Origin of the sequence: Parabacteroides sp. AM58-2XD, from assembly GCF_003463685.1 — a bacterium.
GTDB classification, from domain to species: domain Bacteria; phylum Bacteroidota; class Bacteroidia; order Bacteroidales; family Tannerellaceae; genus Parabacteroides; species Parabacteroides segnis.
Window position 1 is genome coordinate 1 of sequence record NZ_QSDP01000006.1, and the last position, 22,357, is coordinate 22,357.

The following is a 22,357-nucleotide window of genomic DNA, read 5'->3' on the forward strand; positions in this document are numbered from 1 at the left end:
CCGGTGTGCCTTTCACCACGCTTGTCGTAGTCAGATTGTCCACATCGCGGAAGTCCTGAAGCTGGTTCGACGCCGTGGAGACCGACCATTGCAGGGCGCCGTGCGGGCCGGGGCCGGGGTCTTCGCAGTCTGTGATGACGATGGTGTGCCGGTAGGGCGAGTCGTTGTAATCGTATGTCTCGACGATTTTGTTTCCATACAGGTCATACAATGTCAGCTTGGTGACAGTGTAGACATATGTGCCGATTTCCGTATGTGCTTCGCGGTTGTTGAAATTATGACGTTCGGTCTTGACGATTGGATTCATGCCATAATAATGTTCCGCCGGAGTCACGGAGTATTCAACATCCCAACGTTCAAAAGTGATGTCTTCATGTCCGATCGGGCGGATTTGTACAAAGACAGGAGTTCCATAATTCACGGACGTTGTTGTCTGGTCGTCCACGTCACGGAAGTTAGATTGCTCGTGAGTGGCGGTCGATACCGACCATTGCAAAGCCGGTATTTTAGCTATCGGCTTCGCCTGGATGATCACAGTGTGGGTACAGGTGGCATCGCGGTAGTTATAGGTTGCGACCTCCCTGTTCCCTTTGTAAAGAATCAGTTTACTTACATTATAATAATAAGTACCCGGTAATACGTGGGCTTCTCCCTTGTTGAAGTCATAACGGATGGTTTTTGCAATTGCATCTTCCATCGGGTAATGGTAATCAACCGGCGTTGCAGTATATTCAATAGCCCATCGGTCGTAGTCAACCCTGTCCAGATAAACCGGCCTGATCTGTACATAGACAGGTGTACCTTCCATCACAGAGGTGGTAGAGTTGTTTTCTACATCTTTGTATTCATATATTTCATTAGTTGTCTTGGATACCGACCATTGAAGTTTATCCAGATCTCCTTCAACAACCAACGGATCCCCTTCTTGGGGCGCCTTGAACTTACAGTTATAGAAACTACCGTAATTGGAGTTTGTCACATTGTTCCCATCATCTTTAACAGCATCATAGATGGAATAATCTTCAGAGAAGTCGATGTTATGTAATCTGATATATTCCGGGTTGGTAGTATTGAAGCTGATTTTAGAACCGTTATATTTAAACAGATTACTCTCATTTACCTGAGTTAATGGATCTGTATAAGCGTTGACAGCAACAATATTAGTCTGTACTTTACTATAGTCATGAACTGTAAAACCACCGACTTTCCCATCCTTGCTGACTAATTTAACCAATGTAGGGGTAGGTAATGTACATTGGTTTTTGACAGTCCCTGAAAATAAATTGCTAAGAGGTTTAAATGGGTCATTTAAAGAATTAAAGACGATGTATGAGCCATCTGAAGCATCGAGGTAAGGATATGATGCTGATGGAGTATCAATTTCTCTTGCAATTGTGATGTCGTATGTATAGTCACTTGTCGTCGGAGTCGTTTTTAATTCCAGGTATTTATATTTTTCAGGGAAAGATATGCCTGTACTTGTGTATTTCCATAGACGTATTTTTTTCTTGTCATAGAGTTCCAGGTCTCCGGCAAAAATGATGTTGCGACAACCGGGATTACCATTCCCATGGGCATTTTTACCTGTAATAGCTATTTGATGGACATTTGTTGTTAAAGCGTTTTTAAAATATATATTCTTAAAATAATGTCCGTCAGTGGTATTTATATTTATAGGTTCGTATGAACCGGAGAGATTTCCACTTTCGAAAGTAATGTTTATATAATATCTTTTATTATTTGGATCTCTTTCATCATTATCTATGTTTGCTTCCCCTTCTGTCATGTTCAGTATAGAATATGAGTAAGTTGTAGTTCCAATATTCCGGAAAGTGATATCTTTAAAAACTATGTTTTTGACATTGTTTAGTGTTATGAAGTAATAGTTGTTTTTTTGGTTGGATCCCCCTTTTGAACCATTTCCGTAGAATCTCATGCCTGCACCGTCAAATACAATATTTTCCATAACTACATTATGAGAAAATTTATATTTGATGTGTCCATAATTGTATGCGTTTGTAGTAGCCCAATACCCGTAATTAGGTCCAATAACGGTTGCCTCACTTTGTGAAGTTCTGTCTCCAAGCCCAATAACCTTTAATCCGGTTTTAATAAAGACTGACTCTCCAGTGCTTTCTATTGGAACATAAATTCCTGAATCGAAAAATAATGTATTGTTATCTGCTAAAATGTTTGCCGGAATTCTGGCTGCAGATGTAATGGATGATGTTACTTTTTCAGGTGCATATGGAGTTGCTGTCAATAATCTTATAGTACAGGAATATTCTTTTCCATTGAAAGTAACTGTATGCGTATCATTATTGGTGTATTGAGTATTTTGGGTGACAAAATAGTTAGTACCCCCATGATTTGTTGCTTCATAATCAACAACTGGATCAGTAAACGTCTGTCCGACCGTCACCGGGAATGCGGTATTATCCAGTTTTGCACCGGCAGGCAGTGCCGGGTTTTTATCCGTTATCATCGTTCCGTCGAATGTAACGCCGGCGGAGGCCTCGGTTGCATCTGTGAACTCTGTTGCTTTGATAGCTATTTTAATTGTCTTGCCATGATCTGCTTTTGCAAATGTGTAGTTTAAAGTCGCTGTCGTCGCGTTGGCTATTGCCTGGTTTCCGATATACCACTGGTAGGTATGGCCCGTAGAACCATTTGCTTTGAAGGTGACAGTCAACGTTACCTGATCCCCTTCTTTAAGGAGTTCGGTCGGCATCCCGGTGAGACTGGTAACAGTCGGTTTTCCAATAACTTTGATCGGGACCAGGTTGCTGGAACCTGATGCATCTTTGCATTGTAATAACTTTCCGTTGTCCTTATAGGACAAGGAAACATTAGTAAATGTAATACTTTTTCCATCCAATGTCCATCCTGTGGGAGTTCCTCCGCTAACAGAGAAATAGTCACCAAGATTGATGTTGCTTCCCTCCGGTATTGAAGGTGAGGCGGTGGGTGAAATCGTTAGTTGTGCAAAAAGTACTCCTGCTAAATTCAGTAATAGCAATAAAATAAAGTTTTTCCGTATCATGTTTTAATTATTAGTGGCAAATATTCTATGTGTCAAATGTAAATTAAATTTTTTTTAATTACAATTGTTAATGAGTTGGATTAACGCTGATTATGAATTTTTATTGTTAAGCAATTGATTATTGGTGTATATGTAAAGAAAAAATGACCGAAATGTAAAATGAGGGATGTTTAATTAAATCTTCAAAAAGAGTGTTTGTTTGTTCCGATATGTATAAATGTGCTTTTTGAGTATATCATTTATATGAATGTTTTGATCTGATATCAGTAATCTGCTTGCTGAAACCGTGTTGATAGATTTTGTCTATGATGGTATAATAATTATCTGTTTGACAGGTGTTTATATCTGTAGTATCTTTGCAGTACAAGAAAAATAAAAACGTATAACAATTAAAAAACAGAAGAATATGAAAACATTAGATTATTTGCATTTAGACGCATCAGCAGCAAACAAAGTAGTAGAAGCATTACAGCAGTTATTGGCCGACTACCAGGTATTTTATACAAACCTTCGCGGATTCCACTGGAATATTAAAGGACACGGCTTCTTTGTTCTTCACAGCAAATTCGAAGAAATGTACGACAATGCAGCCGAGAAGGTAGACGAACTGGCAGAACGTATCCTGATGTTGGGAGGTGTTCCTGTAAACAAGTTCAGCGAATACTTGAAAGTAGCCAGAGTAAAAGAAGTATCAGGTGTATCCTGCGGTGACGAAGCCCTGGAAAATATCCTGAACACTTACGGTCAGTTTATCGCTGAAGAACGTAAACTGCTTTCTCTTGCCTCAGAAGCCGGAGACGAAGCTACAGTAGCGCTGATGAGCGACTATCTGAAAGAACAGGAAAAATTAGTTTGGATGTTAGTAGCTTATTCAACTTGCGACTGCAAGAAGTAATGAGAAATAAGTATAAGTATTAATAATTCATTCGTTGCGTTAGGAGAGAGGATGCCGTGAGGTATCCTCTTTTGTTTTTGGAGTTGGTGCTTCGTCCAACGTCGCTTATTTAAAAACGGTAAACTTCTCTCCTGGCGAAAACAGATGCTGGAGTCTATATCTTTCCCTTTATAAGGTTTGTTGTTTATTCGCAAGTAATTCCAACTTGGTTGAAATGAATTTCTTATATCTTTCCTGCATGTTTTCTGGTAGGAAAGATTGGTTAATAAAGTTTAGCCAGCTTTGTTTCGCTTTTATGAATTTCTTGAACAGGTTTTCTATTATTTTATCTTCAATGCCTGAAGCTTGAATAGCAAGGATGAAATCTTGTTTTTTTATTTTTCTCTTTTTCCCGTTTAAGGTCAATGCCAATTCCTCTGTATCCTCCGGCATAATTAATGCTGTCGAAAGCATATCATAAGCTGGAGTTAATTCATATTTATCTTGTTGTTGACTGTATAAAGAAAAATTTTTTAGATGCATGTCTGCATTTCCTGTAATCCAGGAGAAAAGAACTTGTTCCCAGAAATTGATTAAATCAAGTTTGGGAGTAGAGGAGTATTTTTGAATCAGTTTGGCTATTTGCTCATATGATCCTTTATATTTATACTCCGTCAAACGTTCTGATAATTGGCACATATCTTCCATAGGATATTTTTCTCCGTTGCTACCCCGATCTATTCTTCGGGTAATGTAGCATAATTCTCCATCCTGAAAGCGTATCAGTGAATGGGGAACGACTTTTATTTTGGATATTTCTGCTAGATGCATAGTGAGATCTTCCAACTCCGGGAGGTGGGGGTATAAATCGGTCTGGGGTTTTAAAATATATCTTCCCCATAATCCAACTATAGTAAATCGTTCCGGCTCATTTTTTTTTCCGGGATGGAGGTCTAAAGATAATTTAGCCTGCACACCTGTCAAAGTAGTTTGACTGCGGATGACTTGTTGTGCCAGATCGGACAGTTGGTTTCTGATATAAGGAAGAATAGGAGGCACTTGGCTTCCGAATATTTTTTTGGAACAAGCTGGATGGAAGTCTGCTTGTCCTTCTTTCAACTCTTTATAACAATATAGACATTTAGACATGTTATTCTTCAATTAAATCAGGTACGACACTTACTGCTCCAATACAGTCTTTACAACAAGCCAGTAATAAAGACATTCTATCCAGTTTGTTAATTTTCCAGCTTTTCTCTGCAATATCCAGCAACCATCCTTCCGGTATTAATCCGTCGAAAAAAGGAAATAATACTTTATCATGATAAGGTGTTCCGGTTAAAGGCATAGTCAAACTGATTGCCTCTGCATTTTCTGACTGAAGGAATACGGGATCATATGTAAATGTATAACCGTATTCATCTTCAGATAATTTGCCAGCAAGACGGTCTCGTAGATAAACAGATGCTTGTTTCATAATTCATCATCTTTTCTAACCATAGGGACAGGACCTATTTCTAATCCGAATAGGTTCAGAACCTGATTGACTTTGTCTAATCTCAGGGTTTGTTTTCCTTGTTCTAGTTCGCGGATGAAACGTAGGCCTACCCCAGACTTTTCTGATAAATCAATTTGGGTAAGATTGTATTTCTTACGCATATCTTTTATGTATTTTGCTAATGTTGTGTATTGCATATTATACCCGTTTGGGTACAAATATAGTAGTGTATAATATATTTTATACCATTTCGGGTATAAAATATTATAAAAACTATACAAGTATACCTTTTCGGGTATAATATACCTGTTGTTTTATTCAGTTTTGTTTATTTCTTCACTTTCATGTTTATCTTCTGTTTCTTCTTCTTTATACCAACTTATTTTCCGGGAGAAGAACATAATCGTTCCTAGGATTACAAACAAACCGATACTTCCTATTAATAAGGCAACATCTTCGAGTTGCAGAACAACATATAGGAAAATATATAATAAACATAACATACCGGTGAGTGCTCCGGTCTGTATTTTATTTTTGAAGATGCTGTGAGCATAAGCTGTGATCAGGCTGATGGTGGCGATACTGGCAATCAGGTAGGCCGTGCCGAAGTTTATCTGTTCGGAGATGGACAGGAGGAGGCTGTAAAACAGGATCAATGCGAAGCCGACCAACAAATACTGGATAGGGTGGATCCGTTTTCTGGTCAGGATCTCGACGAAGAAGAAGACAACAAAGGTCAGGACGACGAACATGATGGCATATTTGGCGGAACGCATGTTCTGCTGGTAATGGTTTACCGGGTCAATCAGGTTTACACCGAAGGAGGAATCGTCGAATGAGTTTCCCGGGTAGTCGATCCACATTTCCGGGATACTGCGGTTGAAACTGAGGATACTCCAGTTGGCTTCGAATCCTTTTTCGGTAATATGGTGCTCCGGAGAGAAGTTGCCGATGAAACCGGGGGACTTCCAGTTACCCGTAACGTGCACTTTGGTTGTTTTGCCTATGGGGATGAAATTGATGTTACTGCTGCCGTTCAGTTTTAATTTGCAGTTGAATGTTTGGGGCTGGCTAAACAGGAGAGGATCGGTATTCTTTAGTGGCATGACCAGCATTTTCCCTATCTGCGTATCCAGGTTACCGGTGGCTTCGACCGACAATTGTTTGTTATCCAGTTTGAAGTCGATGTTTTCTGTTATGCCCCTCAGGTCGGAAACACCGATGGATAGATAGGCTTGTTCCCAATGAATGATACTATTTTCCGGTTTGGGGAAGTTTATTTTGTCGAAGTTCCCTGTTATGTCTACCTCGCTTTTGTAAAGGATCGTTTTGTAGATACCGTAATATCTTTCCTCTGGAAATAACTGTGTTGTGATATTCAGGTTTTCCGGTGTGATATTCAGGAGGTGTTCCTGAATGGTTGTCTTGTTGTCCGGATTTACCTGCGTCGTGGTATAAGGGATGGAGATGACCGGACCGCAAAAGGTTTGGGCATTGCTCCATTTGTTGTTAATCTTTTCGATTGTTTCCAAACTCCGGTTTTGTCTTTCCCGGATCAAATCCTGAATCATTAATCCCGGAATCAGGAGGATGAAGGTCAGAAATCCGATAATCAGTGCTTTCAGTGTGATAGACTGATTGATTTTTGTTACTTTTTTAATTGTTGTTTCCATAAACCAAACCTGTTTTATATAGTTTAAAAGTACTTTGTAATTCAAAGTAAAAGGATAAAAAAATTATTTGATAAGTTCTTCCAGTGCATTCAAATGCTCTTTGAAACTTTTTCGTCCTTCTTCGGTGATGGAATATTGGGTATTGGGTTTCCGTCCGATGAATTGTTTGACGGACTGGATATATCCGAGAGCCTCCAGGGCTTTCAGGTGGCTGGCCAGGTTTCCGTCGGTCAACTCCATCAGTTGCTTCATGGTGTTGAAGTCGGCTGATTCGTTTACCGAAAGGATAGACATGATACCTAATCGTATCCGGCTTTCGAAGGCTTTATTTAATTGGGACAGTATGTTTTTCATTCTTTTTTCAAATCATATTTGATGTACATAGCTGTGCCGTAAATGATATGGCAAACTCCGAATCCGATAGTCCAAAGCAAGAGGCTCCAGTCGGGGAACAGGGCGGCAACAATACCTAATACGACTTCCGTCAAACCTAAATAATGTACTTCGTCAAGGGTGTATTTGGATACATTAATTAATGCCAGGCCGTAGAAGGTCAGCGTCATGGTGATAGCCATAGCCAAATCGCCGCGTAGCAGGAAAATAAGGGCGAAGATACCTCCGGCAACCAAAGGGATACCGAGGTTATAAAGTGTCCTTTTTATCAGACTTTTGGAGGGCATCAGGTTCTTTTTCACCGATTTTCTCCAGGAGAAATAGATACCGAAACAAATAGAGAAGAGTAGCACGGCGGAAGCGTCGGTTATCAGCAAAGTGATTTCGCGGAACATGACTTCGTGTGTCGTATCGAAGTTGGCACTGGCCGGTTCCCGTAAAATATGGAAATAGGCAAGCGCTGCTCCGATAATGGCTATGGCTCCGGCTGATATGCCTGACAAACCGCTTAACGAAAGGAATTTAGATGATTTCTCCATCATCTCGCGGATAGCTTTTATGTCTTCTATTTGTTTATTCATATACTTAAAATAAAAAGTACTTTGTGCTGCAAAGTTAATGAGGTTTCTGAAGATTCCAAATAAATGGAGAAGATTTTCTAAATATTATTACCTTTGCATTTACAGTATAATTAAAGTCATACAAAAAGAATGCATACAAAAATAAGCCATGTCCATATAAATAACTTCAAATCGATCAAAAACGTTGTTTTAAATGATTGTAGAAGGATTAACCTGTTTATCGGTAAACCGAATGTAGGTAAAAGTAATTTATTGGAGGCAATGTCCTTATTTTGTCTTCCTTATTTAAAATTTGCAAAGAAAAGGAGTATTCAGCAGTTTATTCGTGTTGAAAGCGATGCAGAACTTTTTTTTGATGGTCATATAGAGACACCTATACGGATAGAGACGGATGTTGTAAATGCTGAGGTTCATTTAGATAGTATGGGACTTTCATTTCTTTTAAATTATAAAGACCATACTGATGCGGAATTTTCTTTATCTTTTTCCAATATGCTCTTGTCTGGGAAAAAGAATATTGAGATCTCGGCAGCAAACCCATTCAGGAGTTATTTTTATCCAAATTCCTTTGAAAAGGAAAAATTGCCGTTAAATTATCTTCTGCCTCCGAATGGAAGTAATTTAATGAACATAGTAACTTTGTTGCCTGATTTGAAGAGGGAGTTAACAGCCATATTCAAAGATTACGATTTGAAGTATGTGTTCGATACGAATAGTCAGGAAATTAAAGTTCTTAAAGAGAAGAATCCGGGAGAGATTTTTTTGATTCCGTTTCATTCTATTGCTGATTCTTTGCAACGTATGATTTTCTATACAGCTGCTATTGAAAGTAATGATAATGCAGTTCTGATTTTCGAAGAACCTGAGGCACATTCTTATCCGCCATTTATATCTAAAGTAACACGAAGTATTATAGATTCGGAAAATAATCAGTTTTTTATTACTACCCATAGTCCTTATGTCGTAAATGACTTTCTGGAACTGCCTGGAAATGATTTGGCTATTTACTTAGTAGATTTCAGAAATGGAGAAACAATAGTGAAGAGGGCGGCTGAGAGTGAGTTACAGGAAATGTATGAATTTGGGGCTGATTTATTTTTTTATACGGAAACTTTCTTAAAATAATGGCAGAACTTTACATAATTCCGGAATGTTACGTTGACACTAATTTGCTCGAAACATTAGTTCCTACAGCAAAAGGTTATAATCACCAGAAAGGCTGTAATAACGTTGTTAAAGTCATGAAAGAGAAGCTTGCTGATGAGTTTGCCGTTGGAATTGTCGATAAAGATAAAAGGCAAATTCGTTATGTGGATGAATTTGAAGAGGTGGGGCATACTGATTCTCTGTTTTTTTATAAACATCCTGACAAAGCTCATTATCTGGTCATGATTTCACCGGCAGTAGATGGGTTTATTCTTAAATGTGCAGAAGATGTGGAAACTGATATGGAACAGTTTGGTTTTTCATCTGATCTGAAGTCTTTTACAGAGCAAACGAAAAAGGTTTCCAGCAAGGAAGATGCTACGTTCAAGAATTTATTTCAGGAACTCAAAAATGCGGATGAGGTGGTAGTCTTAAAGAAAGCATTGAAATACTTGAAAGAAAATAAATATCAATCGGACCCAGAGACGCTTAAAGCTATTATTGAAGGGATATGATATTTTTGTTAATGGTTTGAAAATTAAATTAGCAGACATGGATAATAAAACGATATTACCGGCAGAATGGTATCCTCAGAGTGCTGTTCAACTGACCTGGCCGCATGAAGGGACCGATTGGGCTCCGATACTGGACGAGGTGGTTCCTTGTTTTGTGGAGATTGCCAAAGAGGTGATCAAACGGGAGAAGTTACTGATTGTTTGTCCGGATGAAACGGCGGTACGCTCGCAGTTGGGAGAGGTGGATTATAGCCGTGTTATTTTCCGTGAGATGGAGACGAACGATACCTGGGCGCGTGACCATGGGGGGATTTCCGTGTTTGATGACGGGGTGCCGGTGGTGTACGATTTTGTGTTCAACGGTTGGGGGATGAAGTTTGCTGCCAACCATGATAATCTGATTACGCGGAAACTGTTTCATGGCAAGACTTTTGCCGATGAAGTGGTTCCTGTCAATATGCAGCCGTTTGTATTGGAAGGCGGCAGTATCGAGTCGGATGGAAAGGGAACTTTGCTGACTACGGTCGAATGTCTATCTTCCGTGAACAGAAACGAATATCTCCAGCAGGAAGAACTGGAAAATTATCTCAAGCAGGTGTTCGGGCTGGACCGTATCCTGTGGTTGGAAAGCGGTTATCTGGCGGGAGACGATACTGACAGTCATGTCGATACGCTGGCGCGTTTTTGCAGTGAGGATACGATAGCCTATGTGCAGTGCACGGATGAGGAAGACGAGCATTTTGCCGAACTCCGGGAGATGGAAGAGGAATTGAAGGAGTTCACGCAGGTAAATGGCGAACCTTATCGGTTGGTTGCTTTGCCGATGGCGGATAAAGTGGAATGGGAAGGTGAGCGTTTGCCGGCTACCTATGCCAATTTCCTGATTATAAACGGGGCGGTGCTTGTTCCGTTCTATAATTCGCCGAAAGATGAAGTGGCGAAAGCGGCCTTGCAGACGGCGTTTCCGGACAGAGAGATTGTAGGTATTAATTGTTTACCGTTAATTAAACAACATGGCTCATTGCATTGTGTGACGATGCAGTACCCGAAAGAATTTATTGTATGAAGATAGGATTGATTCAACAGGCAAATACCTGTGACCGGACAGATAATATAAAGAAACTGAAAAATAGCATCCGGCTTTGTGCCGACGAAGGTGCGGAACTGGTTGTCTTGCAGGAATTGCATAACGGCCTGTATTTTTGCCAGACGGAAGATACGCAGATGTTCGACCTGGCGGAAACGATTCCGGGACCGTCTACGGAAGAGTTCGGGGCTTTAGCAAAAGAGCTGGGCGTGGTTTTAGTACTTTCCCTGTTCGAGCGGCGTGCTCCGGGATTGTATCATAATACAGCGTGGTGATTGAGAAAGACGGTTCGATTGCCGGAAAATATCGTAAGATGCATATACCGGACGACCCGGCTTACTACGAAAAGTTTTATTTCACTCCCGGCGATTTGGGATTTGAACCGATAGAGACGTCTGTCGGGAAGTTGGGCGTATTGGTTTGCTGGGACCAGTGGTATCCGGAAGCAGCCCGCCTGATGGCGATGAAAGGTGCTGAGATGCTGATTTATCCGACGGCTATCGGCTGGGAGAGCAGTGATACGGAAGAAGAGAAAAAACGTCAGCTGGGTGCCTGGATAACTGTGCAGCGCGGACATGCCGTGGCTAACGGACTTCCGGTGATTACGGTAAACCGTACCGGACATGAGACGGATCCTTCGGGACAGACAAACGGTATCCAGTTTTGGGGAAATAGCTTTGTAGCAGGTCCCCAGGGAGAGTTGTTGGCTGAGTTTCCGAACGACCATGAAGAGGTGCGTGTGGTAGAGATTGATAAAGCACGGAGTGAGAATGTGCGCCGTTGGTGGCCGTTCTTCCGTGACCGTCGTATCGATGCTTTCGGCGGACTGACAGAGCGATTTTTGATATAATATGAAGTTTTGCAATAAAGAAGAAGCCGTCCGGTATATGAATCGATTGGGATTATCCGGGCGGCCTTTTATATTTGTCGTTGATTATAAGCAGGAGCAAGTTTGGGTGGCGGAGCCGGAGGAGGTAGAGCCGGGTGAGGTGTTGTATGATTTGAATGGCGTTACCAATGTGACGTCAAAAGCGGAAGCCTTTCCTGAAAAACATGTTGAATGGGAGACTAATCCGGTTTCTTTTGAAACTTACTCCCGGTCTTTCCGGACAGTGACCGAGCATATTTATGCCGGTAATTCTTATCTGGTCAATCTGACTTGTGCGACTCCGGTACGGACGAATCTGACGTTGAAAGAGATTTTTTATCTTTCCCATGCTCCTTATAAATTATGGGTGAAAGAGCGTTTTGTTGTTTTCTCACCTGAAATATTCGTGCGTATCGAGAATGGATTTATCTATTCTTATCCGATGAAAGGGACGATCGATGCCTCTTTGCCTGATGCGCGGGAACGGATTCTGGCAGACAGAAAGGAGGAGGCGGAACATGCCACGATTGTCGATTTGATTCGTAATGACCTGAGCCAGGTGGCATCGGAAGTGACGGTGTCGCGATACCGGTATATAGATGAGTTGCAGACAAACAGGGGAAGACTGTTGCAAGTCAGTTCAGAAATTAGAGGTAAGCTATCGGAAGACTGGAAAGCCTCATTGGGAGACATACTATTCCGGCTGTTGCCCGCAGGGTCTATCACCGGAGCTCCCAAGAAAAAGACGATGGAGATTATCGGGGAAGCTGAAACATACGAACGGGGATTTTATACCGGGGTTATGGGATATTTTGACGGCCATCGTCTGGACAGTGCCGTGATGATTCGTTTTATCGGGCAGGAGGGAGGAGATTTCCTGTTTAAGAGCGGCGGTGGGATTACTTCCCAAAGCGATTTAGAAAGTGAATATAATGAAATGAAACAAAAAGTATATGTGCCAATTTATTGAAACAATCCGTATCGAGGATGGAAAGGCGGTTAATCTGGCCTTTCATAATTACCGCTTCAACAAGACGCGGAGAGATGTGTTCGAATGTAACTTGCCTGTAAACCTGGCGGATTATATCCAGCCCGGAGATTATTCCGGACGTACCAAATGCCGGGTCGAATATCAGGAGGAAGTGGAGAAGGTGGAATATCTACCTTACACCGTTCGTCCGGTGAATCGTTTGAGACTGGTCACGTCGGACGGGCTGGATTATACTTATAAAAGTGCTGACCGTCAGAAGTTGGATGAATTATTTCGTCAGAAGGGAGATGCGGACGATATCCTGATCGTGCGTGATGGTATCGTGACGGATACATCGATTGCCAATATTGCTTTATGGAATGGTAGCCAATGGGAGACACCCGAGGTCCCTTTGCTGGAAGGAACGATGCGGGCATCTCTATTAGGAAAGGGGAGGATTGTTCCGGCTGTTATTCGTCCGCAGGATTTGTCCCGTTATTCGTTGGTTCGCTTGTTTAATGCGATGATCGGGTTTGGTGAGGTCGAATTTCCGGTGGAGAACATTATTTAATAATGTAATAAACGGTATTGCTGATACGTGCCTGATATACTTTGTTGTCGTGCATGAGCGAGCATAGAGCCAAACAGAGCTCCGTGTCTTTAAAATTTGTTGCTCGTTGTAATTCAGCAAATGTACTCTTTCCAACCTGACACAAAGTCTCATACAATTGAGAGATGCTATGAGACAACTTTACACTTAGCGTATTCATAAGCTGTTATTTTATAAGTTAATACTATATAGAACCGGCGGTAGAGGGATACTGTCCGGTTCTTTTTTCGAAGACTAAAGTACCAGATATTTTTGTAAGAACCGTCTCTTTTTTTACTGTAACGGTAATTTTTGCTTCTTAAACGTATTATTGGGAAACTGAAATAAAAACGGGCGGTTATCTGTCTTTGGGCAACCGCAGTACGAACCGTATCAGTGCCACGAATACCTTTCCGTATTTTTCCAGTTTGATTTCTCCCACACCACGTATTTCGCTGAACTCTTCCAGGGTAACAGGCTTTTTTTGTACCATATCTTCCAGTGAATCATCGGAAAAGATGATGTAGGCTGGTGTCTGTTCGCGTTCGGCAATCTGCTTGCGGAGTTGCTGGAGCGAGTCGAGCAGCGTTTCTTCGACCGATGCCGATTGGATGGGTTTGATGGGGCGGTATTTGAATTTCGAGTCTTTTCTTCTGAAATAAGTTTTTTCTTCCGGCTCTTTATAGATAGCCATCATCGCTTTCTGTTCACCGAACAATACTTTTCTTCCCAGTGGAGTGACTTTCAGTATTCCGGCATTGACGTAATCGATTTCGATATATCCCAATTGAAGCATCTGGTAAAGATATTCTTTCCATTCTTTATAGGAAAGGTCTTTTCCGGCACCGTATGTTTTTAATTTATCGTATCCTTTTTCTGTGATTTCTGTTTTCTCCGAGCCGCGGAGGATATTAATCAGCATATTCATGCCGACAAATTCACCGGTACGGAAGATGGCGCTTAACGCTTTTTGGACGAGTATGCTGCCGTCGAACCGTTGGGGAGGGTTTTTGCATACATCACAGTTGCCGCAGTCCTGGTCGCTTTCTTCTCCGAAGTAACTGAGGAGGATACGCCGGCGGCAGATGTCCGCTTCGCAATAACGGCGCATGCGGTTCAGTTTCTGGAGGTTGGTGTCTTTTTGCCCGCTTTCTTCGGCAAAACGGCGGAGGACGAGCAGGTCGCCTACCGAATAGAACAGCAAGGTGTCGCTTTTCATCCCGTCGCGTCCGGCACGGCCTATTTCCTGGTAGTAGTTCTCGATACTTCCGGGCATATTATAATGTACGACCCAGCGCACATTGCTTTTATCTATTCCCATCCCGAAGGCAACGGTTGCACAGACCACGTTTACCCGGTCGTTGATAAAATCATCCTGTGCCTTTTCGCGTTGAACGGGCGGGAGTCCGGCGTGATAGGCAACGGCCTTGATCCCGTAAGAAGAGAGTTCTTCTGCCAGGTTCTCGGTACTGTTCCGGCTCATGCAGTAAACGATGCCGCTCTGATGGCGGTGGGCATGGATGAAATGGACGATGGCGGAAGTTTTCTCCTTTTTGTTCAGTCCCCGGCGGATAGTCAGGGACAGGTTCGGACGGTCGAAGGACGAAACGAAAACTTCCGGATCACGCAGCTTCAATTGGGTGACAATGTCGGTACGTGTGACTTTGTCGGCTGTAGCTGTCAGGGCGACGATCGGAACTTTAGGGAACTGTTCTTTCAAAACGGACAGTTGGGTATATTCAGGACGGAAGTCGTGTCCCCAATGTGAGATACAATGGGCTTCGTCGATGGCGATCAGGGATATATCCATACGGGGAAGCAGCCAATGCAGTTCGCCTACCAGGGCTTCGGGTGACAGGTAAAGCAGTTTTATTTTACCCTGTATGCAGAGTTGTTTTATTCTGTGTCGTTCTTCTTCCGGCATCATGCTGTTGAGTGCGGCTGCCGGGATACCGTTGGCAACCAATCCGCCTACCTGGTCTTTCATCAGGGCGATCAACGGAGAGATTACCACAGCCGTTCCCGGCATATAAATGGCCGGTAACTGGAAACAAATTGATTTTCCTCCACCGGTAGGCATCAGCACCAGTGAATCCTCTTTCCTCAAAATACGTTGTATGATCTCCGCCTGTAACGGGCGGAAAGAAGTATATCCGAAAAACTTCTTTAGCAGCAACTGTAACTCTTTCATCATCCAAAAATCAATTTACAAAGATAATATATTATTTGATACAATATTCAAAGGTTATTTTTACTCTTATATTATCGTTTTAGAGAAAGAGGTACGTCTGATTTTATTTAGAGGTAGGTGTAAATTGATTTAGACGTACCTCTAAATTGATTTACACCTACCTCTTTTTATAAAGTATACAGAATGTCTTTCGGAAGTATTCTTATACATTTTAGTCACTGATTAGGATGATTCCCGTTTTATTTATTACCTTTGCATTCAATTATTTATTTAACGAGCCGCGATGGCTCAACATTATTATTAGATGACATTTGAACAATTAGAACTGATAGAGCCGATACAAAAGGCTCTTACAAAAGAAGGTTATACAATTCCAACCCCTATACAAGCAGAAGCAATTCCCTACGTTTTAGACGGATATGACTTATTAGGTTGTGCACAGACCGGAACAGGTAAAACTGCTGCATTTTCCATTCCTATTATTCAGAATTTGTATAACGAACGCCAGCATGGTAAAGTGCGTGGTATCAAAGCATTGATACTGACACCAACCCGCGAACTGGCCATCCAGATAGGAGAAAGTTTTACGGCATACGGTAAATATACCGGTGTGAGGCATACCGTTATATTCGGTGGTGTAGGACAGAAACCTCAGACGGATGCGCTCGAACGTGGCGTAGATGTATTGATCGCAACCCCCGGACGTCTGCTTGATTTGATCAACCAGGGATTTATCAGCCTGAAATATCTTGATTATTTTGTATTGGATGAGGCCGACCGTATGCTGGATATGGGATTTATCCATGATATCAAACGTATTTTACCTTTGTTGCCCAAAAAGCGCCAGTCGCTGTTTTTCTCGGCAACGATGCCGCCGGAGATAGAACGCCTGGCGGGAACGATCCTGCATGAGCCGCAGAAGGTGGAGGTTACTCCGGCTTCATCGACGGTGGATAAGATCGACCAGTCCGTTTATTTCGTGGAAAAGGCGGAGAAGGTAAGCCTGCTGACGCATTTGCTAAAAGATTCTTCTTTGGAATCGGTGCTGGTATTCACCCGTACGAAACATGGGGCGGACAAAGTGGCCCGTGTCCTGGCAAAAGCGAATATCGGAGCGGAAGCTATCCATGGAAACAAGAGCCAGACAGCCCGCCAGCGTGCACTGACTAATTTCAAGGACCATACCACCCGTGTACTGATCGCTACGGATATTGCCGCCCGCGGTATCGACGTGGACCATCTTTCGCATGTGATAAATTACGAACTGCCGAATGTGCCGGAAACATACGTACACCGTATCGGACGTACAGGCCGTGCCGGACGCAGCGGTGTCGCTTATTCATTTTGCGATGCAGAGGAAGTGCCGTACCTGAAAGATATCCAGAAGCTGATAGGCAAACAGATACCTGTTGCCGGCGGAAATGAATTTGAAACGGCAGATGTAAAAGCAGCCGTGGCAGAGAAGAAAGAAGCCATTAAGCAGGAATCGAAAAGACGTAATATGTTCGGCAGCAAGCGCGACGCAGTTTCTGGCGGAATAAGAAGCGGGCTGAGGCGGGAAACCAGAAGACTGCCAAAAAGAAATCATAAAGTACCCGATACTTTGCAGAATTTTAGTATTTTTGCGCAAAGTATGAAATGGAGTATAAATGCCGGAAATAAGAGAGGATACTATAAAACGATTAAATAAGGGAGATACAAAATCATTTGAATTATTGTATTCCACTTACTATGTGTATCTTTGTGCTGTTGCGACTAAATATATTTTTAATTCCGAAACAGCTCGCGAAATAGTAAATGATGTATTTTTAAGTGTGTGGAACAATCGTTCCACACTGACATACCCAGCACAACCCTACCTGATTCGTTCCGTACAGAATCGTTGTCTTAACCACCTTCGTCAGAAACGTATTCAAATGGTTCCGATATCGGATGTGCGGGTAGATTTACTGGATATGCAGGAACAGCAAATTGCGGCTGAATCTCATCCTTTAGCTTATCTGGAGAATAAAGAGTTCGAAGAGAGGATTTATAATGCCATAGACCAATTACCTCTAAAATGTCGTACTATATTTATTGAATACCTTTATCATAATAAAACTTACGAAGAGATTGCTCGGACACATCAGATCTCTACAAGTACGGTACGTGGACAAATAAAAATAGGCTTGGCCAAGCTTAGAGTTCTTTTAGGCGATTTATACCCACTATTTCTACTCTTGTGTGATTTTTCTGAAAAATAATCGTATTTCCTTTAAACGCAATGTTCGTTTCTTGTGTATATAAGAGCAGGTAGCCGAAAAAACGCTGCCTTGAAATAATATGCAAGAAAGAAGGAATGAACATATAGAAGAGCTGGTTTTTGACTATTTAATGGGGGAACTGGCTGAGGATCAAAAACAAGAACTGCTCGCTTGGTTGCAAGCTGATAAGGAAAATAAAAAGTTGTTTTCTGAGATGACAGATAGATGGGCTATTGCTCATGTTCCTCTTTTTGACTTGAACAAGAAAAGTGATTTCAAAAAGAACTTTGATTTTTTAAATGTTTCCGATTGTATACGATCGAAGAAACAGAAAGTCCTGAATTTCTGGATAAGAGGTGTTGCCGTAATTTTGCTGGCATTAACCATAGGTAGTCTGTCGTATTATGCCGGAATTCAACATAAATATGTAGAGGATTTGCAAGCCTTTGAGACGGTCATACCGATGGGGGCACGCTCAAAGATTATTTTACCCGACCGTTCTGTCGTTTGGATGAACGCAGGTTCCTCTTTGAAATACACTACTGCTTACGGAGATGAAAAACGTGAAGTCTGGTTGAGCGGAGAGGCCTATTTTGAGGTTGAGCCGGATTCGTTGGTTCCGTTTTATGTTAATTCCGAGGATATTGATGTAAAGGTTTTAGGTACGAGTTTTAATGTGAAGGCATACGATGACGACGACGAGGTTTCGGTGACTTTACTTTCTGGAAAAGTCGATGTGCGTGCAGCATGTCCGGGAGATAAAAACGGAATTCAAGATGCAATATTATTCCCGGATCAGATGTTGCGATACGACAAGAAAACCCATCTGATGAAAACGATGACCGTAAAAGCTTCGGATGCTTGTTTGTGGATAGACGGTTATATGAAATTTACTGATTTATCATTTGCTAGAATAGCAAAAGAATTGGAGCGAAAGTATGATGTTCGCATAACGATATTGAGCGAGGTGTTGAAGAAAGAGATCTTTTCAGGAAGTTTTTCAGCAGATTATAGTTTATCTCATATTTTAAAGGAGATAGATGTGGAGAAGAAATACAAATGGTCTAGAAAAGGAAACAATATAATAATTGTGGATAGATAATTTTAAACAGATATAATTGTATAATCTTAATTTTTGTGATTTATGAAAGTAACCAAATGGGGAAAAACTTGTAGATTAGCGATTGCAGTTAGTGTTTTTGGTGGGTTACCATTAACTACGGAAATGTTATCAGCTACGGAATTGCAGACCGCTTATTTATCTGTGCAAATGGAGAGCGCTACGCTTCGGAAACTTTTCGATTTGATCGAAAAACGATTTCACTATTCTTTTCTGATCAGGAATAATGATATTAACCTGGAAGAGAAGATACGGCTGGATGTCGATAAAATGTCAGTAGAGGAAATACTTACTAATGCGTTAAAAAATCAGCATGCTGATTTTTTTATAAACGACAAGAGAATTGTCGTTTATAAAAAAATATCTAAACCTGTATCTGATAAAAATACAATACTTCCCGGTATTCAACAATCTAAGGGACAGGTAAAAGGACAGGTCATAGATGCGGTGACCGGAGAGCCAGTTATCGGTGCAAGTATTATTGAAAAAGGAACTACGAACGGAGGGATAACGGATATCAATGGTAATTTTTCTTTAAAATTAGCCGGAAATGAAAATACTATACAGATATCTTATATAGGCTATATTACACAAACGATCAAAGTCACCTCTGATAGAATGTTATATGTTAGATTGAAAGAAGATACTCAAGCTTTAAGTGAAGTTGTTGTTGTTGGATATGGAGTTCAAAAAAAAGAAAATTTGACAGGGGCTGTTTCTATGGTTTCTATGTCGGAAGCTTTAGGAGATCGCCCGGTGACAAATGTAGGGACGGCTTTACAAGGAACAGTTCCTGGTTTGGTTATAACTGGAGATGCTATTCCCGGTAAATCGAAAACTTTTAATATTCGTGGAACAACCTCTATTAACGGTGGAGGGCCTTTAATACTTGTCGATAATGTTCCTGCGGATATCGATTTAATCAATCCTGAAGACATCGAATCTGTATCAGTATTGAAAGATGCGGCTTCTGCTGCTATTTACGGGGCCCGTGGTGCTTTTGGAGTTGTTTTGATCACAACAAAGAAGGCTAAAAAGAATAGTCGGTTACAATTGAATTATAATAATAATTTCGGATTTATAAAAAGTATCAATAGACCGGAACAGGCTTCGATTATAGATATTTTGGAAACCCATTTGGCTTGGGATAATGATGGTAAATATTTCTCGGAAGGACAAAATCTGGCCGATTGGATTGGATATGTGAAAGAATATAATGCTAATCCGTCAGCCTTTCCTGAAAATGGGATATATACTCCGGAAGGAGAAAATATATATTATTATCTGAAAGACAATGATCCGCAGGGGGCCGTACTCGATAAATACGGTTTTCAACAAACCCATAACGTATCAGCAAGCGGAGGAGGTGAAAAAATTACCTATCGTATTTCTTTAGGTTACACAAACCATGAGGGACCTCTGATTACTGATAAGGATAACTATAGCCGTATCAATATGTCGTCATATATCAGTGCTGATATAACTTCCTGGCTGAATCAATCATTGGATGTCAGGTATGCCAATGGGAAACGCTCTAATGTAGAAGCTGATGCCGGTGTGTATAAAACGAACCTGCCTCGTTTTTATCCGCAAGGTGAAATGGTTCGGAGTAATGATCCCAATGGTCCGGCTTATCCGGTAAATACTCCGGAAAATTATATTTTGCTGAAGGATCCGGTGCGATATAAAAATGAAAATCCCCGTATCTTTTCCCGCACACAACTAACGCCTTTTAAAGGTTTTGATGCTGTATTCGAGTATACATTCGATAAAGCCAGTAATGATAAAAAAAATTACAGTAGTCCATTTCAAATGACTAACGATCAGATGGGGTTACTTTGGTCGAATAATCCAGCTGGAGGGCGATACAGGCAAGATAAAACTTCTATTGATTATAATGCGATCAATACGTATGCTACTTATCAGTTTGATTTGAAAGAACAGCATAACTTTAAAGTGATGGCTGGTTATTCACAGGAATCACGTGATTATGAACTAGTCTGGGTTCAGCGAGATGAAATGATCAATCCGGATATGCCTTCGCTTAGTGGAGCAACTGGCGAAATTCAAACAAAAGATCAGTTTAAGCAATATGCGATACGTAGTGGCTTCTTCCGTGCGAATTATGATTATTGCGGACGTTATTTGGTAGAAGTAAATGGACGTTATGACGGTTCTTCTAAATTTCCTAAAAAATCACGATTTGGATTCTTCCCTTCTTTTTCATTGGGTTGGCAAGTTGGTCAGGAGAAATGGATGAAGTGGAGTGAAGAGTGGTTGAATGAACTGAAAGTACGTGGGTCCTGGGGACAGGTTGGTAATCAGGCTATTGATGAATATGCCTACACTCCCTTGATGGATTCAAAACAGTCTTTTTGGTTGATTGACGGCAAACGTCCGATAACACTTAATTCTCCGGGATTGGTACGTAATGATTTTACCTGGGAAGTTGTCGAAACATTGGATATCGGTATAGACTTTAAAGCGTTTAATAACCGTCTTACCGGAATTTTTGATTGGTATCAGCGTGATACGAAAGGTATGCTTATGCCCGGTGCGGAGTTTCCCAGTGTAGTGGGAACGGAAGCTCCGGAACAAAATGCTGCCGATTTGCGGACAAAGGGATGGGAAATTGCGATTAATTGGCGCGATCATATTGGTGATTGGGGATATAATGTTGGTTTTAATCTTTATGATTCGAAGACTAAAATTACTAAATATGATAATGCGGCTGGATTATTTTATGACCAAAACAGTGCTCAAGATGCAAAACGTTACCGTGAAGGTATGGATTTGGGTGAAATTTGGGGATATGTAACAGAACGTTATTATACAATAGACGACTTTCAAGACGGTTGGCAAAATGGCATTTGGAAATTGAAAGATGGGGTAACAACTATCAAAGGTAATAATAATATCCGTCCGGGTGATATCATGTATAAGAATCTTCGGGATGATCCGGATAATGAGAGTGTAAATCAAATAGATAATGGACGGGATAATGTGAATGATCCTGGAGATCGCACTATTATTGGTAATGAAACGCCACGCTTTCAATTCGGTACAACTTTGGGAGTTAATTATAAGGGTATCGATCTTTCGGTGTTCTTACAAGGAACGGGTAAACGTGATGCATGGTTGAGTGGTGACCTTCGTTTTCCGCTTTCTTTAGGATCATTTGGTACCGTGTATTCTCATCAACTGGATTTCTGGAAACCTGTAGATCCGGAAAACGGAAATTGGAATCCTGTTAATCCTGATGCAGAATTTCCACGTTTATATGATGAGAGTAAAAATGCGGGTTCAAATAATCGCATACAAACCAAGTATCTGGTTAATGCTGCCTATTTGCGTTTGAAAAATATAACTTTAGGATATACATTACCGAATTTTTTGGTTTCTAAGGTTAGTTTATCTAATGCAAAAATATTTTTTCTGCAGAAAATATCCATACGTGGGATAAACTTCCTAAAGGATATGATCCGGAGCGTCTGAAATGGGGATATCCTTTCTATGCAACTTATTCATTTGGTATTAATGTAACTTTATAATTTGATTGAAATGAA

General features: G+C 41.1%; 17 protein-coding genes and 3 pseudogenes. 11 read left to right on the forward strand and 9 right to left on the reverse strand.

All coding sequences use genetic code 11. The features are described 5' to 3' along the window. Positions 1-3,043: pseudogene (locus DXA15_RS25805) on the reverse strand (hypothetical protein); the annotation flags it as partial. A 406-nt stretch (positions 3,044-3,449) separates the two neighbouring features. Here DXA15_RS25805 and DXA15_RS02465 point away from each other — a divergent pair. Continuing rightward, positions 3,450-3,938 (forward strand): Dps family protein, encoded by a 489-nt coding sequence (locus DXA15_RS02465; RefSeq protein WP_007658513.1) that lies wholly within the window; start codon positions 3,450-3,452, stop codon positions 3,936-3,938. A 168-nt stretch (positions 3,939-4,106) separates the two neighbouring features. On the opposite strand, the gene DXA15_RS02470 is transcribed toward DXA15_RS02465, so the two are convergent. The 6 genes from DXA15_RS02470 to DXA15_RS02495 form a co-directional block, all read right to left on the reverse strand. After that, entirely contained in the window at positions 4,107-5,066 is a 960-nt protein-coding gene (locus DXA15_RS02470; RefSeq protein WP_128133002.1) for a HipA domain-containing protein, read from the reverse strand. A 1-nt stretch (position 5,067) separates the two neighbouring features. After that, positions 5,068-5,394, reverse strand: coding sequence for a HipA N-terminal domain-containing protein (locus DXA15_RS02475; protein ID WP_128133003.1), 327 nt, complete (start codon positions 5,392-5,394; stop codon positions 5,068-5,070). Beyond that, on the reverse strand, positions 5,391-5,612 hold the full coding sequence (locus tag DXA15_RS02480; RefSeq protein WP_128133004.1) for a helix-turn-helix transcriptional regulator: 222 nt from the start codon (positions 5,610-5,612) through the stop codon (positions 5,391-5,393). The genes DXA15_RS02475 and DXA15_RS02480 overlap by 4 nt, the downstream gene beginning before the upstream one ends. 117 nt (positions 5,613-5,729) lie before the next feature. Continuing rightward, positions 5,730-7,088, reverse strand: a complete 1,359-nt coding sequence (creD, locus tag DXA15_RS02485; RefSeq protein ID WP_128133005.1) for a cell envelope integrity protein CreD — start codon at positions 7,086-7,088, stop codon at positions 5,730-5,732. A 63-nt stretch (positions 7,089-7,151) separates the two neighbouring features. Then, the gene (locus DXA15_RS02490; protein WP_128133006.1) at positions 7,152-7,442 is read right to left on the reverse strand and encodes a transcriptional regulator; all 291 of its coding nucleotides are present in this window, start codon (positions 7,440-7,442) and stop codon (positions 7,152-7,154) included. Beyond that, entirely contained in the window at positions 7,439-8,062 is a 624-nt protein-coding gene (locus tag DXA15_RS02495; protein ID WP_233566695.1) for a hypothetical protein, read from the reverse strand. The genes DXA15_RS02490 and DXA15_RS02495 overlap by 4 nt, the downstream gene beginning before the upstream one ends. Before the next feature lie 129 nt (positions 8,063-8,191). Between DXA15_RS02495 and DXA15_RS02500 the strand changes: the two genes are divergently transcribed. The 6 genes and pseudogenes from DXA15_RS02500 to DXA15_RS02525 all read left to right on the forward strand — a co-directional run bounded on the left by DXA15_RS02500 (position 8,192) and on the right by DXA15_RS02525 (position 13,219). Next, a complete protein-coding gene (locus tag DXA15_RS02500; RefSeq protein WP_128133008.1) occupies positions 8,192-9,187 on the forward strand; it encodes an ATP/GTP-binding protein in 996 nt (331 codons plus the stop codon). Then, positions 9,187-9,723: a hypothetical protein gene (locus DXA15_RS02505; RefSeq protein WP_128133009.1), complete on the forward strand. Its 537-nt coding sequence runs from the start codon at positions 9,187-9,189 to the stop codon at positions 9,721-9,723. The genes DXA15_RS02500 and DXA15_RS02505 overlap by 1 nt, the downstream gene beginning before the upstream one ends. Before the next feature lie 37 nt (positions 9,724-9,760). Beyond that, positions 9,761-10,789: an agmatine deiminase family protein gene (locus tag DXA15_RS02510; protein WP_128133050.1), complete on the forward strand. Its 1,029-nt coding sequence runs from the start codon at positions 9,761-9,763 to the stop codon at positions 10,787-10,789. Beyond that, positions 10,786-11,660, forward strand: a pseudogene (locus DXA15_RS02515) (carbon-nitrogen hydrolase). Before DXA15_RS02510 ends, DXA15_RS02515 begins: the two are co-directional and overlap by 4 nt. 1 nt (position 11,661) lies before the next feature. Next, entirely contained in the window at positions 11,662-12,648 is a 987-nt protein-coding gene (locus tag DXA15_RS02520) for an aminodeoxychorismate synthase component I (protein ID WP_128133010.1), read from the forward strand. Beyond that, positions 12,632-13,219: an aminotransferase class IV family protein gene (locus DXA15_RS02525; protein WP_128133011.1), complete on the forward strand. Its 588-nt coding sequence runs from the start codon at positions 12,632-12,634 to the stop codon at positions 13,217-13,219. The genes DXA15_RS02520 and DXA15_RS02525 overlap by 17 nt, the downstream gene beginning before the upstream one ends. On the opposite strand, the gene DXA15_RS02530 is transcribed toward DXA15_RS02525, so the two are convergent. Both DXA15_RS02530 and recQ read right to left on the reverse strand, forming a co-directional pair. Then, on the reverse strand, positions 13,212-13,418 hold the full coding sequence (locus tag DXA15_RS02530) for a winged helix-turn-helix domain-containing protein (protein ID WP_128133012.1): 207 nt from the start codon (positions 13,416-13,418) through the stop codon (positions 13,212-13,214). The two genes, DXA15_RS02525 and DXA15_RS02530, sit on opposite strands and share 8 nt — an antisense overlap. A 177-nt stretch (positions 13,419-13,595) precedes the next feature. Beyond that, entirely contained in the window at positions 13,596-15,428 is a 1,833-nt protein-coding gene (gene recQ, locus DXA15_RS02535; RefSeq protein WP_128133051.1) for a DNA helicase RecQ, read from the reverse strand. A gap of 304 nt (positions 15,429-15,732) precedes the next feature. On the opposite strand from recQ, the pseudogene DXA15_RS02540 reads away from it, so the two are divergent. The 4 genes and pseudogenes from DXA15_RS02540 (at position 15,733) to DXA15_RS02555 (ending at position 22,286) form a co-directional block, all read left to right on the forward strand. Further along, a pseudogene (locus DXA15_RS02540) lies at positions 15,733-17,018 on the forward strand (DEAD/DEAH box helicase). 59 nt (positions 17,019-17,077) lie between these two features. Next, positions 17,078-17,671: an RNA polymerase sigma-70 factor gene (locus DXA15_RS02545; protein WP_128133013.1), complete on the forward strand. Its 594-nt coding sequence runs from the start codon at positions 17,078-17,080 to the stop codon at positions 17,669-17,671. Between the two features lie 79 nt (positions 17,672-17,750). After that, a complete protein-coding gene (locus DXA15_RS02550; RefSeq protein ID WP_128133014.1) occupies positions 17,751-18,773 on the forward strand; it encodes a FecR family protein in 1,023 nt (340 codons plus the stop codon). A 42-nt stretch (positions 18,774-18,815) separates the two neighbouring features. Continuing rightward, on the forward strand, positions 18,816-22,286 hold the full coding sequence (locus DXA15_RS02555) for a TonB-dependent receptor (RefSeq protein ID WP_233566697.1): 3,471 nt from the start codon (positions 18,816-18,818) through the stop codon (positions 22,284-22,286). Positions 22,287-22,357: the final 71 nt, after the last annotated feature.

Excerpts from the sequence above, each read along its gene's own strand:
- DXA15_RS02555 (WP_233566697.1), top strand. The coding sequence starts at position 18,816 with ATGAAAGTAACCAAATGGGGAAAAACTTGTAGATTAGCGATTGCAGTT.
- DXA15_RS02490 (WP_128133006.1), bottom strand. The coding sequence starts at position 7,442 with ATGAAAAACATACTGTCCCAATTAAATAAAGCCTTCGAAAGCCGGATA.
- DXA15_RS02495 (WP_233566695.1), bottom strand. The coding sequence starts at position 8,062 with ATGAATAAACAAATAGAAGACATAAAAGCTATCCGCGAGATGATGGAG.
- DXA15_RS02510 (WP_128133050.1), top strand. The coding sequence starts at position 9,761 with ATGGATAATAAAACGATATTACCGGCAGAATGGTATCCTCAGAGTGCT.
- DXA15_RS02525 (WP_128133011.1), top strand. The coding sequence starts at position 12,632 with ATGTGCCAATTTATTGAAACAATCCGTATCGAGGATGGAAAGGCGGTT.
- creD (WP_128133005.1), bottom strand. The coding sequence starts at position 7,088 with ATGGAAACAACAATTAAAAAAGTAACAAAAATCAATCAGTCTATCACA.
- DXA15_RS02470 (WP_128133002.1), bottom strand. The coding sequence starts at position 5,066 with ATGTCTAAATGTCTATATTGTTATAAAGAGTTGAAAGAAGGACAAGCA.
- DXA15_RS02550 (WP_128133014.1), top strand. The coding sequence starts at position 17,751 with ATGCAAGAAAGAAGGAATGAACATATAGAAGAGCTGGTTTTTGACTAT.
- DXA15_RS02480 (WP_128133004.1), bottom strand. The coding sequence starts at position 5,612 with ATGCAATACACAACATTAGCAAAATACATAAAAGATATGCGTAAGAAA.
- DXA15_RS02505 (WP_128133009.1), top strand. The coding sequence starts at position 9,187 with ATGGCAGAACTTTACATAATTCCGGAATGTTACGTTGACACTAATTTG.
- DXA15_RS02500 (WP_128133008.1), top strand. The coding sequence starts at position 8,192 with ATGCATACAAAAATAAGCCATGTCCATATAAATAACTTCAAATCGATC.
- recQ (WP_128133051.1), bottom strand. The coding sequence starts at position 15,428 with ATGAAAGAGTTACAGTTGCTGCTAAAGAAGTTTTTCGGATATACTTCT.
- DXA15_RS02465 (WP_007658513.1), top strand. The coding sequence starts at position 3,450 with ATGAAAACATTAGATTATTTGCATTTAGACGCATCAGCAGCAAACAAA.
- DXA15_RS02520 (WP_128133010.1), top strand. The coding sequence starts at position 11,662 with ATGAAGTTTTGCAATAAAGAAGAAGCCGTCCGGTATATGAATCGATTG.
- DXA15_RS02545 (WP_128133013.1), top strand. The coding sequence starts at position 17,078 with ATGCCGGAAATAAGAGAGGATACTATAAAACGATTAAATAAGGGAGAT.
- DXA15_RS02475 (WP_128133003.1), bottom strand. The coding sequence starts at position 5,394 with ATGAAACAAGCATCTGTTTATCTACGAGACCGTCTTGCTGGCAAATTA.
- DXA15_RS02530 (WP_128133012.1), bottom strand. The coding sequence starts at position 13,418 with ATGAATACGCTAAGTGTAAAGTTGTCTCATAGCATCTCTCAATTGTAT.